This is a genomic window from Mesorhizobium sp. M1A.F.Ca.IN.020.03.2.1, assembly GCF_004023205.1.
Classification (GTDB): domain Bacteria; phylum Pseudomonadota; class Alphaproteobacteria; order Rhizobiales; family Rhizobiaceae; genus Mesorhizobium.
On record NZ_RZSV01000026.1, the window covers coordinates 23903 to 37723 of the forward strand.

The window sequence follows — 13821 nt, forward strand, 5'->3', positions numbered from 1 at the left end:
GGGTGTGTGTCGTTTCCGAAGTCGAGTTCGGCTCTACGGTTACCGCTGATCCAGGGTCGGCAACGTATGCGCTGGCGCAGCACCTGGCGAAAATCGGCGACACGGTCACGCTGCTATGGGTGCCGAGCCCGCTCGGCAGCCAGCCCGACGAGCAGGAAATCGACAGGCTCGCCAAATGGAGCTTCGATAATTTCCTGGTGCGCCTCGAGCTGCTGCCGCGGTCACCCGAATTGCTGCGTGGCCTGGAGTCCAGCGACAAGAATTCCGTAGCCGTCTACCACTACCTCAAACAGAACCCCTTCGATGTCGTCTATTTCGCGCTTGAAGGCGGGCTGGCGCATTTCCCCACCGTCGCCAAGCGCACGGGTGTCTTTGCCGACCCTCCCATCCTCGTGGTGCTCGCGCATGGGCCGCTCATGTGGGATCTGGAGGCTAACGCCAGGGCGATCGAACGCAAGGAGCAGATGACCGTCGCCCATATGGAGAGGACCTCCGCCGAAACCTGCGACCATCTCGTCGTCACAGGCCAGTCCCTGCTCGACTGGATGACCAAGGCGGGGTGGAGACTGCCGGCCAGCCAGCACATCGCGACGCCGTTGCAGCCCGAGGAGTGGCGGTCGAACTTCGCCGTCGATCACTACCGGCCCCGGGAAAAACCGGCCGCCGAGGTGGTTCATTTCTCGGGCACCAAGACGCGAAGCGGACTGACGCTGTTTTGCGACGCACTGGATCGCCTGGCCGAGATTGGCGTGACGGACCTGGCCGTGACGATCGTCGGCGCATTTGGTCATGTGCTCGGCGAGCATTCGGGCGGCATGATCCTGCGGCGCGCCCGGCATTGGCCCTTCAAGCTGAAACTGCTGCCCATCCGGGACGAGCCCGAGATATTTCGTTACCTGCGGCAAAGCCATGCGCTTGTGGCAATAACGCACTCGGCCGCGCAGCTCCCGCTGGATGTGGTGACGTGCCTTGACGAGAAGATCCCGTTCGTCACGACGGACGTCGGCAGCATGCGCGGGCTGCTTCAGCCGGAGTCCGCCGAGGCGGTCATGATGCAGGCAGCCCCCTCCGCGATCGCGGCCAAGATCCAATCCGTGATCGAGAGCCGCTCGTTCGGTCCGGCAAAACCGTTGCTTGACCGGGAAGCGCGCGAGAAGGCCTGGAGCAAACTGCACGTCAAATTGTGCCGGCATCCGGCCAGAGCCGACGGCCCAAGCCGGAACCGCAGCCGACCGCCGCTGGTATCCATCATCACGGCGCACTACAATCGGGCGCGGCTGTTGCCGCAGGCGATTGCCTCGGTCCGGCGCCAGGACTACCCCAATATCGAACTGATCGTCGTCGATGACGGCAGCACGGATCCGGATGCAATTCGGCTGCTCAATGACATCGAGCCCGAGTTCGAGCAGCGCGGCTGGCGGATCATCCGGCAGAAGAACGGCTTCCTCGGCAAAGCGCGCAACACCGGTATTCGCGCCGCCAAGGGGTCCTTTATCCTGTTCCTGGACGACGACAACGCTCTCTTCCCCAACGCCGTCAGCACGTTTGTGGCCGGCATGCAAAAGTCCGGCGCCGATATCTGCACGACTTTCGCCAAATGGCTCAACGAGCCTTTCGTGCCGCCGGACACCAAGAGCGGCTATATGCTCTACTTTCCGGTCGGCGGTCCGCCGGACATCGCGCTGATTACCAATCCGTATGGCGACGCCAACGCGATGTTCCGGCGCGAGGTGTTCGACAAGGTTGGCTACCTCAACGAGGAGCGCGGCTTTTCGGCGAGCGATTGGGAATTCTTCCTGCGCGCCGATCTCGCGGGTCTGGAAATCGCCACCGTGCCGGAGCCGCTGTACTGGTACCGGTCTTCGCCGGCCGGCATGAACCGCAATGCCGAGTGGCTGAGGAATCGCCGGCCGATCATCGATGTGTTTCGAAAGCACAAGTTCGCGCACACCGACATGTTCGTGCAGCTCGGCATCAGCTCGAACACTGCCGATCATGAGAAGGACCTCAACCTCTGGAACCTTGAACTGCGCGTCAAGGACGAACGGTATCTGCGGCTGAGCGCAGCCTCCCCCAACTCCGCGGACGCAGTGCAGTTGCTGGCCGAGATTGCGGCGCGAGAAGGCAGGGCCGATACGGCCATTTCGCTGCTCGCTCACGCCGGACGGTCCGACTTCACGCTGGGCGTCGTCGAACTGCTCAACGCCGCCGCTGAAGAAACAGTGCCGGAACTCCATTCCTCGCTCTACAGCGAGCGCTACCTCCCGGTCGAAGCCCTGCGCCGCGCCTATGTTGGCTCGCATCCGGCTGCCGATGCGGATCTCTTGAGTTATGTCGAGCAGTCGCCGGACCAGCTGTTTGTCCAAGCCACCGCCGGCACCGTCTCAATGGCGCTGCTGAAGGGCGTCTGTCCGGCGAGGACGATCAGCGCCAGCTGCTGGGTCTATCTCGATGAGGCACTGACCGCACCGGCGCAGTTCCAGATCGCGATCGTGGACGCGGAAAACCAGACCTTTGACCAGCTCGCCCGGCTCCTCGAGGATGGCGACGGGAACGGTTGGGCCGATGTCAGCCGCCCGCACGAACCACGCGAGATCGCAACGGGCGTCCACTCGCCTGCTCCCGGCAGACGCGACCTGCTGCTCGCCGTCAGATGCGGCGGCAATCGGCCGGACGCTCGGGTGCTCGGGGGCTTTTCAAGCATTCAGGTCCGAAATGTGGTTTCGACCGGCGGGAAGCACCCGCGTCTCAACGCGCCGCAAGAACGTCAACGCATGCGGCGGCTGACCGGCGAGGAGCTGAAGCGCGCAGCGCTTGTAACGAACTATCCGTCCGAGTTGCCGGCATTGCTGGTCGCCGGGGACAATGGCGGTATCTTTTTGCGGCCGAGCATCCATGGCCCGGTTGTCGCCGCCCTCAATTCGACTTTCCCGACCTTTGCCCGCAGTGTCATCGCTACGGTGGAGATCGCCCACGAGGATGCCTCGCCGTTCGAATTCGCCATGGCGCTGGGCCGGCCGGAAGAAAAACTGGGCTGGAAAAACGACACGCCGGTCGGCGCGCTGGCATTCTCCGGATGGACTCGGATTTCGAAACCTTTCGAGTTGCACGATTTGAAGGTTTCCGTCCGGGAGATCGACCGCAAATGGCTGACCATCTATCTGGCCATCAAACTGCCGCGCGGTTCGAAGCCGATGCCGTCCAACGCCTTCTGGCGCAAATTGCTGCTCGTCTGGGACTGAAGGGCGGGAGCCCGCCAATCGCGCGAACGTGACCTTTCATGGGTGCGAATCAGAGGTGCGAAGTGCGATAAGAACAGATCGGGTCAGTGTGGAGGGCGCCAAAGAAATGAAAAGTATTGTCGGCCTTGTCCTGGGTCTTTTCGTCATTCCCCTCAGCGCCGCATTTTTCACAGCCGCCGCCCAGGAGCGCGACGTCGGGCCGAAGTGCACCCAGTGGAACTCGTACCGCGTCCTGTTCAAAAAGGGCGACAGCAAGATTTCCGACGAAACCGCGAAAGGGCTGGCGGCATTCGTCAAGGACGCCGGTCGCGATTGCGGCTACCGGCTCTACGCGACGGCCAGCAAGGAAGGCGCGTACGACAAGGCGGACGGCATTGCCGGCCAAAGGCTGAACGCCACACGCGCGTTTTTGAAAGCGCAGGGCGTCAAGCCCGAAATGGTGCTGGCGCTTTCTCATTGGGTCGACGATCGCGCCAGCGATAGGAACCAGGCGCGGAGCGCTATCCTGTATACCTTGCCGAAGCAAGGGATCTCCTGCCGGCAGTATGAAAAGCGAAGCCCTGCCCAGGTCGCCCTCTTCTTCGACAGCAGATCCTCGGTGATTTCACCCCCGGTCAAACGCGACCTCGAGAAGTTCGCCAACAGCATCAAGGATTCGCGTTGCAACGTGAGGCTGACGGCCTTGGCTGCCAAGGAGTTTATCGGCGCCGATGCGGCAGAGACGAACAAGGACCTAGCCAAGCAACGGATCAAGGCAATCATCGACATCATGACCGCGATTGGCATCGACAGCGACCGGCTGGTCGATACGAATGTTGAGTATGTCGGCGACAAAAAGCCGAATACCGCCAAAAACCGCATGGCCACCGCATCGCTGATGTAGCGCGCCTGCCGCCGGCGAATGTTACGACTTTGAAACGCCACCCGTGCTCGGAGGGGAAATGTCCGTCGAGCAAATCAAGAAGACTTGTCTTCAGGGTCAAAGTGCATATCGCCGGCCAAATCCACCGACAGGTGAAGGACCTTCCGCCCAGCACGAAAATCCACAAGGCGACGATAATCGACCGCTGATCACTCTCACGCCTTGCGCTCCCAGCGACGGTCGGGCGTCTGCTGCCAGTAGGTCACCGCGTGGCCGGCTTCCTTCATCGTCTTCCAGTGGCTACGCGCGCCCTCGAGCTGCGCCGCGTCGTGGCCGTCGAACAGGAAGACGGCGCGCTCGTAGCCCGAAAGCTCGGGCGGGTGCGCACCATCGACTAGGAAGCGGATCTGGGCAGCGTTGGGGTTGCCCTCCCCCGTGGTGAGCAGGATCGGCTGCTCGGCCGGATAGGCTTCGCGGTCGGTGGCGTGCGCGAGGAAGGAGTCGTCGCGAAACGTCCACAAATGCTGGTCGAGCGCGTCCCGCCGTTCCTCCGTGCCGGTCTGCACGACCGCGCGCCAGCCGCGCTCGACACTGCGCTCGAGCAGGCCCGGCAGGGCTTCCTCAAGCGTCGATTCGGTCAGGTGGTAGAACAGGATGTCGGCCACGACAGCCTTACCCTTCGTAATGGTCGCGTACCAGCCTATCGAGCAGCCGCACGCCAAAGCCGGAGCCCCAGGATTGGTTGATCTCGCTCGCCGGCGCGCCCATCGCGGTGCCGGCGATGTCGAGATGCGCCCAGGGCGTGTCCTTGACGAAACGCTGCAGGAACTGCGCGGCGATGATGGCGCCGCCATAGCGGCCGCCGATGTTCTTCATGTCGGCGTTCTTGGACTCGATCAGCTTGTCGTATTCGGCGCCAAGCGGCATGCGCCACAGCCGCTCCTGCGTCGCTTGGCCGGCGCCGAAAAGCCTGCCGGCCAGCTCGTCATTGTTGGAAAACAGGCCGGCATAGTGCTGGCCAAGCGCGACCATGATGGCGCCGGTCAGCGTCGCCAGATTGACCATGAATTTCGGCTTGAAGCGATCGTTGGTGTACCAGAGCGCATCGGCGAGCACCAAGCGGCCTTCTGCGTCGGTGTTCAAGACCTCGATGGTCTGGCCCGACATCGAGGTGACGATGTCGCCCGGGCGTTGCGCATGGCCGTCGACGGCGTTCTCGACCAAGCCGATGACGCCGACGATATTGGCCTTGGCTTTGCGGGCGGCCAACGCACGGATCAGCCCGGTGACCGCGGCGGCACCGCCCATGTCGCCCTTCATGTCCTCCATGCCGGAGGCCGGCTTCATTGAATTGCCGCCGGTGTCGAAGGTGACGCCCTTGCCGATGAAGGCGATCGGCGCGTCCTTGGCCTTGCCGCCCTTCCATTGCATGACGGCCATGCGGGCGCCGCGCGGCGAGCCCTGCGCGACGCCAAGCAGCGAGCCCATGCCGAGCTTCTTCATCTCCTTCTCGGTGAGGATCTCGACCTCGACGCCGAGCCCTTCCAGTTCCTTCGCGCGAGCGGCGAACTCGACCGGACCGAGCGTATTGGCCGGCTCGTTGACGAGATCGCGCGCAAGCAGCACGCCTTCGATAACCGCCTCTTCCGCGGCGAAGGCCTTTTTGGCGGCGGAAGGGTCGGCGCAGTGGATGGTTATCTTGGCCGGCTTTGCGGTTTCGGCCTTTTTGCTCTCCGCCCCCTTGGCGTCGGATTGGCCGTCTTCCTTGTCCTTCCTGGTCTTGTATTTGTCGAAGCCGTAGCTGCGCAGGAGGATGCCGGCGGCAAGGTGCGCCGCCTGCCTGCCGTCCGGCTGGAGGTCCGGAAGATCGAGGATGACAGCGACTTCCACAGCCTTGCGCAGCGCGGCGGCAACCGCGCCGCCGAGCTTCAGCCAGGCGTAGTCGTCGAGGCTTGCGACCTTGCCGGCGCCGACGGCCACCAGCCGGTCGACAGAGGTTCCCTCCGGTGCCAGCACTTCCACCGAGCTCGCGAACTTGCCGGAGAAATCGGCGACCGGAAACGCGCGCGCCAATGCGCCAGCCGGGTCGCAGGCCTTCGCGGCATCGCCAAGGCCGCCTCCGTCGGCCGCAAGCACGAAGACGCTGCCTTTTTTGGGCGCGGCCAATTTGGCGAAGGCAATCGAAGGTCTCGAAGTCATCAGATCCTGCTTCCGGGATGAGGCGCCGCGAACCGGCTTTTGAGCGTGCGCGACATTTGGTCGTTTTCGGCCATTTGGCAAGACTTTGGCCGAAATCGCTGTCTATATCGGCGCCGAAACCAACCAAGGATTCGTCGCGGCGGAACGCAAGCTTTATGCCGCAACCTGTTGTTAACCATCAATGTTTCGCATTTCTTATTCATTGACGCGGAGACTCCGCCGCGCCGGGCGCGTGGCGTGGAGAGGACAAACCAGATGAGCCGCCTATGGACCCGGTTGTGCAGGCGTCGGCGGATGACTACCTTGTCGGCAGGCATGATGCCGTTCGGCACAATCGAGAAAAGCCTTCATGAAGGTCGTTGAACGCTACATCATGCGTCGCGCTACCGCGATGTTCCTGGCGGCGCTGGCGTGGACACTGGCGATCGTGTGGACGACGCAGGTGCTCGCCAAGATTGATTTGGTCACCGACAGCGGCCAGTCGGCGTTGACCTTCTTCGAAGTCGCGGCCCTGATCATCCCCTCGATCGTCCCGATCGTGGTGCCGTTCGCGCTGGTGGTCGCGGTGGCGCAGACGCTGAGCGCCATGAACACGGATTCGGAGCTGGCGGTGATCAACGCCGCGGGCGCCTCGCGTTGGGCGATCGCGCGGCCGATCCTTCTGCTGGCGCTGGCGGCCAGCGTCTTTTCCTTTGCCGTCGATAACGGCGTCGATCCCTATGCCAGGCAGAAGAACCGGCAGCTGGTGGCGGCCTCGCGCGCCGACCTTCTGTCACTGATCATCCAGGAAGGCACCTTCCGTAAGATCGACGACGGCCTGTTCCTGCAGATCGGCGAACGGCTCCCCGACAACAAGCTCGGTGGCATCTTCGTCGCCGATTCGCGCGAGGAAGGCGCCAACCTCACCTATTACGCAAAGACCGGCAGCATCGTCGAAAAAGGCGACGAGAAGGTGCTGATGATGAATGACGGCGTCATCAACCGCAAATCGGTGACCGGCGACCTTTCCGTCATCCGTTTCACCTCCTACGCCTTCGACCTGTCGGCCTTCATGTCGGCGGCGAACGAGATCACGCTGCTGCCCAAGGACCGGACGACGCCATACCTGCTCGACCCGGATCCCAACGACAAGATGTACCAGCGCAATCCGGGCAGCTATACGGCCGAGGTCAACCAGCGCTTCTCCGAATGGTCCTATTCGCTGGTCTTCGCGCTGATCGCGCTTGCGGTCGCAGGCGACGCGCGCTCGCACCGCGAGGCGCGCATCCATCCGCTGATCACCGCCATCGCAATCGCCCTTTTCGTCCGCTGGCTTGGCTTCTTCGCCGCCGGCAAGGCCGACAAGGTCTGGTACTACGCTTATATGGTCTACGCCGTTCCGATCGTGGCGTCGGCGGTCTCCGCCTGGTTCATCGTCTCGTCGCGGAGCATGGAACTGCCCGCCGCCTGGGCCGACTGGATGACGAATGTCGCCGGTCGCGTGAGCGAGGGCTGGACGGCGCTCAAGCTGTGGCTCGCCCGCCGCGGCACCTCCGGCCAGGGAGCCTGACGATGGGCTGGACGCTGGGCCGCTATTTCTTCTTCCGCTACGTGTCGATCACCATCTGGTTCTTCCTCGGCCTTTTGGCGCTGGTATTCCTGATCGATTTCACCGAACTTTCGGGGCGCACGACCGGACTGCCGGGCTTCACCTACGGCACCGCCTTCGCCATTTCGGCGCTGAGGATGCCGATGATCATGCTGCAGACGGTGCCTTTCGTCGGGCTGTTTTCGGCGATGGCGACGCTGGTGTCGCTCAACCGCCGCTACGAGCTCGTCATCGCGCGCTCGGCCGGGGTTTCGGCCTGGCAGTTTCTGTTCCCGTGCTGCGTCGGCGCGCTGATGTTCGGCCTGCTGTCGGTCGGCGTGCTCAACCCGATCGCCGCGCACGGCTTTTCCTGGTCGGAGCAGATGGAAAACCAGCTGCGCGCCGGCAAGTCTAACGCCGTCACGGAGGACACGACGCCCTGGCTGAGGCAAAAGACCAACTCCGGCGACACCATCATCGGCGCCCGCGCCATCCTCAACCAGGGGCTGGAAATGGCGGACGCGGTATTCTTCGTCCTCGACCAGCAGGGCAACATCGTCGAGCGCAAGGACGCCGCGCGCGCCTTCCTGCGCGACGGCTACTGGGAATTGCAGGACGTCAAGCTGTTCAAGGACGGCAACATCCGTGCCGAGGCTTCCGACCGCGTGGCCACCAACCTCAAGCCGGAATTCGTGCAGGAACGCCTGGCTCGCCCGGAAACCATTCCGTTCTACGAGCTGCCGGCAAAGATCGAGGTTGCCCGCTCCTTCGGCCTCAAGGCAAATGCCTTCGCCATGCAGTTTGATTCGCTGGTGGCGTTGCCGTTTCTCCTCGTCGCCATGACGCTGATTGCGGCAACAGTTTCAATGCGATTTGCGCGGATGGGGCAGTCGGCGACGATGATTCTGGGTGGCGTCCTGGCCGGCTTTCTGCTTTATGTCGTTTCGGTACTGGTCAAGGCATTCGGGGTCGCCGGATTCGTGCCTACAATGGTGGCTGCATGGGTTCCGGTTCTCGTGGCTATGTTCTTCGGGGTGACTTTTCTGCTATACAAGGAAGACGGCTAGTGAGGGAGGCTGGTTTGCGCAGCCATAGGCAGGCCGGCCTGGCACGCCTTTATGGGGCGACAGCCTTGGCATGTTTGTTCGCTTGCGTGGTACCGACGGTGCCGGCGCTGGCGCAGACCATCACGGCGAAGCCTGTTCCCTCCGGCACACAGATGCTGCTGGCCGCCGATACGCTCGTCTATGACAACGACAAGCACACCGTGACGGCCGTCGGCGGCGTGCAGATCGACTATGGCGGCAACAAGCTCGTCGCCCAGCGAGTGGTGTACAACCGCGATACCAAGCGCCTCGTCGCCAGCGGCGCCGTCGAGCTCATCAACAGCGACGGCACCAAGATCAATTCCGAGCATATCGACATCACCGAGGATTTCGCCGACGGCTTCGTCAACGCGCTGCGCGTCGAGACGGTCGAGAAGGCCTATTTCGCCGCCGAAAGCGCCGAACGCATGGGCGGCGTGCTGACGACATTCCACAACGGCATCTACACCGCTTGCGAGCCTTGCGAGGACAAGCCCGACTCGGCACCGACATGGCGCGTCAAGGCGAGGAAGATCATCTGGAACGGCGAGAAGAAGACGGTTCGCTTCGAGAATGCGAATTTCGAGTTCTTCGGCTATCCGCTTGCCTATTTGCCAGCCTTCGAGATCGCCGACCCGACGGTCAAGCGCAAGAGCGGCTTCCTGATCCCCGGCATCGTCTACAACAACAACCTCGGCGTCGGCCTCAAAGTACCCTACTATTTCGCGCTCTCGCCGACCTATGACCTGACCGTCACCGGCAGCGGCTACACCAAGCAGGGCTTCCTCGGCGAGGCCGAATGGCGGCAGCGCTTCAACAATGGCGAATACAGCCTGAAAATCGCCGGCATCAATCAGCAGGATCCGGACGCCTTCATCGGCACGGGCAATCGCTTTACCGTCGATTCGGGAGAGCCAAACGATCCCAACAAGTTCCGCGGCATGATGGGCACCAAAGGCCAGTTCGCCATCAACGAGCGCTGGAACTTCGGCTGGGACGTGCTGCTGCAGACCGACAAGAATTTTTCGCGCACCTATAACATCGACGGCTACAACGACCTCGTCCACCAGTCGTCGATCTATCTGACGGGCCTGAGCGACCGTAATTATTTCGACGTCAGGGCAATGCGATTCGAGGTGCAGGAAGACACGCTGTCCAGCGACCCGACGGCGCGCTCCGCCAAGCAGCCCTGGGTGCTGCCGTCGTTCGACTACGCCTATATTCCCGACATGTCGGTGGCGGGCGGGCAGTTGTCGCTCAATGTCAATGCGCGCGTCATCAGCCGGGACCGGCTGGACGCGGTGCTGGCCAATCCGCTCGACGACACTTCCATTAACAACGTGCGCGGCCTCGAGGGCCAGTCCAGCCGGTTGACGGCGGAGGCCGAATGGAAGCGCACCTTCACCACCGATGACGGACTGCAGCTGACGCCGCTGCTCGCCTTCCGTGGCGACGCCGGCTATGTGTCGACCACATCCGAATCGCTGGCGGCGGTCAACCAGATGGCGGCGAATCTCGGCGAGGATGTCGACATGCGCTCCTCGCTCGCCCGCTACATGGCCACGCTCGGCCTGGAGATGCGCTGGCCACTCCTGTTCTCGATGTCGAACTCCAGTCATGTCCTGGAACCGACAGCGCAGATCTTCGTGCGGCCGAACGAGCAATATGTCGGCGGGCTGGCCATTCCGAACGAGGACGCGCAGAGCTTCGTCTTCGACGCCACGACCCTGTTCGAGCGCGACAAGTTCTCCGGCTACGATCGCATCGAAGGCGGCACGCGCGCCAATGTCGGCTTCCGCTACTCCGGCGCCTATGGAAACGGCTGGGGCACCAACGCCATCTTCGGCCAATCCTACCAACTGGGCGGCGAGAACTCCTTCGACGCGCCGGACCTCGTCAATGTCGGCGCCTATTCGGGCCTGCAGACCGCCAAGTCCGACTATGTCGGCCTCATCGGCTTCAACAGCCCGAGCGGCTTCTCCGGCTCGCTCAGCGGCCGGTTCGACGAGCAGACATTCGAGGTCAGGCGCGCGGAGATCAAGGCGGCCTATTCCGGCCTGCCGGTTTCGCTCAGCGCCAAATATGCCTTCATCCAGGCGCAGCCGCTCTACGGCTTCGCCACGGACCGCCACGAGGTCACGCTCGGAGCCTCTACGCACCTGGCCGAGAGCTGGCGGGTCTTCGGCACCGGCACCTACGATCTGGAGACAAGCGTCCTGGTTAAGGACGGCGTCGGCTTCGCCTATAACGATTCCTGCTTCACCTATGTGATGACGTTCTCGCAGACGCGCGATACGGTCACCAAGGAGGTGTCGCAGAATATCGGCTTCAACCTGTCGTTCCGCACGCTCGGCGATTTCGGCTCGTCGACCAGCGGCGTTGACACGATCCAGTAAGCGGAGGCAGCGCCGGTCACCGCGTGCGCCGTCGCCGGCGTGAAGCTTGGATTGGCGCGTGATCCTTCGAAAATGGGGCCGATTCTCGGGGTCCTGCGCCGGCGACATTGTTTCGCCGCATAGGACGGGCATGGGGTCGACCACATAGCGCATGCGTTCGGAGGACGTGCGGCGCCGTCGTGGCGGATAGGAATTGGGAAGGTGAGATGAGGAAATACCTGTTTTCGGCAGGATTCGCGCTGCTGGTGGCGGCGACCTCGGTTTCGATCGCGGCAATGACGCCGCCGGCATTCGCCAGCCAGATCAAATATGTCGTCAACAACATACCGATCACCACCGGCGACATCGCCCATCGCGCCGCATTCTTCAAGCTGCAGCGCAAGAAAGGCGACGCGGCCAAGGAAATGATCGACCAGACGCTGCGGCTTGCCGAGGCCAAGCGGCTCGGCATCCGCATCACCGACCAGCAGGTCGACGCCGCCTATCAGCGTTTTGCCTCCAACAACAAGATGCCGCTCGCGAAGCTCGACGCCGTCATGGCGCAGTCGGGCGTCACCAAGGAGCATTTCAAGGAGTTCATCCGCGCGCAGATGGCCTGGAACCAGGCGCTTGGCGCGCGCTACCGCTCCGGCGAGGGTGGCTCGGTGACTGAGCAGGATGCGGTCCGCCGCATGCTCGACAAGGGCGGCTCCAAGCCGAGCGCCACGGAATATATGCTGCAGCAGGTCATCTTCGTGGTGCCCGCTTCCGAGCGCTCGGCCACGCTTGCCAAGCGCAAGCGCGAGGCCGACGCCATGCGTGCCCGCTTCAACGGCTGCAACACCACGCGCGAATTCGCCAAAGGGCTGATCGACGTCACGGTGCGCGATCTCGGCCGCGTGCTGGCGCCGCAATTGCCGTCGGACTGGGCCGAACAGATCAAGGCGACCAAGGTCGGAGGGGCGACGCCGACGCGCGAGACCGAACGCGGCGTCGAGTTCATCGGTATCTGTTCCTCGCGCGAGGTTTCCGACGACAAGGCCGCCCAGATGGTGTTCCAGGCCGAAGGCGGCAGCAACGACAAGGACGCCGACGAGCTCAGCAAGAAATATGTCGAGGAACTGCGCAAGAAGGCCACCATCGTCGAGCGATAGGCCGTTGCGGCGCATGACAGAACAAGGCTCGAGCCACCCGCCCTGCTTCGAAGCAGGTATGGCGCCCCACGTGACGCCATGAGCGCAAGTAGGACCGACGCGCCGCTGGCGCTCAGCGTCGGCGATCCATCCGGCATCGGGCCCGAGATCGCCATCACCGCCTGGCAGGCGGGCGACAGCGCCGGCGTGCCGCCCTTCTACCTGCTCGCCGACCCTGCCCTGATCAAGGCGCGGGCGCGTCAGATCGGGGCCAACGTGGCGATCATGGAGACCTTGCCGGGGCAAGCGGCACACCACTTTCCCCGCGCATTGCCCGTCGTGCCACTCTACGCCCGGCATCTGGACAGTCCCGGAAAGCCGAATTCGGCCAATGCCGCGGGCACCATCGAAGCGATCGACCGCGCCGTCGCCGACTGCCTCGCCGGCCGCGCCGCAGCGGTGGTCACCTGTCCCATCGCCAAGAAGCCGCTCTACGACGCCGGCTTTCGCTTTCCCGGCCACACCGAATACCTGGCGCATCTGGCCTCGCGCCACACCGGCGCCGAGGTGACGCCGGTAATGCTGCTTGCCGGGCCCGAATTGCGCACGGTTCCGGTCACCATCCACATCGCGCTTGCCGAGGTGCCGAAGGTTCTGACGAGCGAGCTGATCGTGGCCACAGGACGCATCACCGCGGCCGACCTCGAGAGCCGCTTCGGCATCGCGCGGCCCAGGCTCGCCATCGCCGGGCTCAATCCGCATGCCGGCGAAGGCGGCGCGATGGGCGCGGAGGATCTGTCGATCGTCCTGCCTGCCGTTGAGGCGCTTCAGGCCGAGGGCATCGACGCCGTCGGGCCGCTGCCGGCCGACACGATGTTCCATCCGCAGGCACGCGCCGGCTATGACGCAGCCCTTTGCATGTATCACGACCAGGCGCTGATCCCAGCCAAGACGCTGGGCTTCGACGAGGCCGTCAATGTGACGCTCGGCCTGCCCTTCATCCGCACCTCGCCGGACCACGGCACGGCGTTCGACATCGCCGGCAGGGGCATTGCACGCGCCGACAGCCTGATCGCGGCGCTGAGGCTGGCGCGCCGCCTCGCCGACAGCGGCCGCCGGACTGCGGCGGCATGAGGCTCGATTTGAGCGGGGGGCGCACGACCATCGACGGATTGCCGCCACTGCGCGAGGTGATTGAGCGCCACGGTTTGCAGGCGAAGAAAGCGCTCGGCCAGAACTTCCTGCTCGACCTCAATCTGACGAGCAAGATCGCGCGCGCGGCCGGCGACCTCAGCGAGACGACCGTGATCGAGGTCGGGCCCGGCCCCGGCGGGCTGACGCGGGCGCTGCTCTTCAAC

At 63.8% G+C, this 13821-nt stretch carries 10 protein-coding genes; 8 read left to right on the plus strand and 2 right to left on the minus strand.

Going from position 1 to position 13821, the window contains the following annotated elements; all coding sequences use genetic code 11:
* The first annotated feature begins 2 nt into the window (after positions 1-2).
* The gene (locus EOA79_RS06975; RefSeq protein ID WP_127335068.1) at positions 3-3242 is read left to right on the plus strand and encodes a DUF6212 domain-containing protein; all 3240 of its coding nucleotides are present in this window, start codon (positions 3-5) and stop codon (positions 3240-3242) included.
* 88 nt (positions 3243-3330) lie between these two features.
* On the plus strand, positions 3331-4125 hold the full coding sequence (locus EOA79_RS06980; RefSeq protein ID WP_127335069.1) for an OmpA family protein: 795 nt from the start codon (positions 3331-3333) through the stop codon (positions 4123-4125).
* A 194-nt stretch (positions 4126-4319) separates the two neighbouring features.
* On the opposite strand, the gene EOA79_RS06985 is transcribed toward EOA79_RS06980, so the two are convergent.
* Positions 4320-4769 carry a DNA polymerase III subunit chi gene (locus EOA79_RS06985; protein ID WP_066995722.1) on the minus strand — a complete coding sequence of 150 codons (450 nt, stop codon included), beginning with the start codon at positions 4767-4769 and terminating at the stop codon, positions 4320-4322.
* A gap of 7 nt (positions 4770-4776) precedes the next feature.
* Entirely contained in the window at positions 4777-6303 is a 1527-nt protein-coding gene (locus EOA79_RS06990; RefSeq protein WP_127335070.1) for a leucyl aminopeptidase, read from the minus strand.
* A 349-nt stretch (positions 6304-6652) separates the two neighbouring features.
* Here EOA79_RS06990 and lptF point away from each other — a divergent pair, with 349 nt between their 5' ends.
* The 6 genes from lptF to EOA79_RS07020 form a co-directional block, all read left to right on the plus strand.
* Entirely contained in the window at positions 6653-7852 is a 1200-nt protein-coding gene (lptF, locus tag EOA79_RS06995) for an LPS export ABC transporter permease LptF (RefSeq protein WP_095823641.1), read from the plus strand.
* A 2-nt stretch (positions 7853-7854) separates the two neighbouring features.
* Entirely contained in the window at positions 7855-8937 is a 1083-nt protein-coding gene (gene lptG / locus EOA79_RS07000) for an LPS export ABC transporter permease LptG (protein ID WP_095823642.1), read from the plus strand.
* A complete protein-coding gene (locus tag EOA79_RS07005) occupies positions 8937-11351 on the plus strand; it encodes an LPS-assembly protein LptD (protein WP_164893831.1) in 2415 nt (804 codons plus the stop codon). The genes lptG and EOA79_RS07005 overlap by 1 nt, the downstream gene beginning before the upstream one ends.
* A 206-nt stretch (positions 11352-11557) precedes the next feature.
* Positions 11558-12484, plus strand: coding sequence for a peptidylprolyl isomerase (locus EOA79_RS07010; RefSeq protein WP_066995711.1), 927 nt, complete (start codon positions 11558-11560; stop codon positions 12482-12484).
* 78 nt (positions 12485-12562) lie between these two features.
* A complete protein-coding gene (gene pdxA / locus EOA79_RS07015) occupies positions 12563-13597 on the plus strand; it encodes a 4-hydroxythreonine-4-phosphate dehydrogenase PdxA (protein ID WP_095823644.1) in 1035 nt (344 codons plus the stop codon).
* On the plus strand, positions 13594-13821 hold a 228-nt coding region (locus tag EOA79_RS07020), incomplete at its 3' end, for an rRNA adenine N-6-methyltransferase family protein (protein WP_281060253.1). The genes pdxA and EOA79_RS07020, both read left to right, overlap by 4 nt.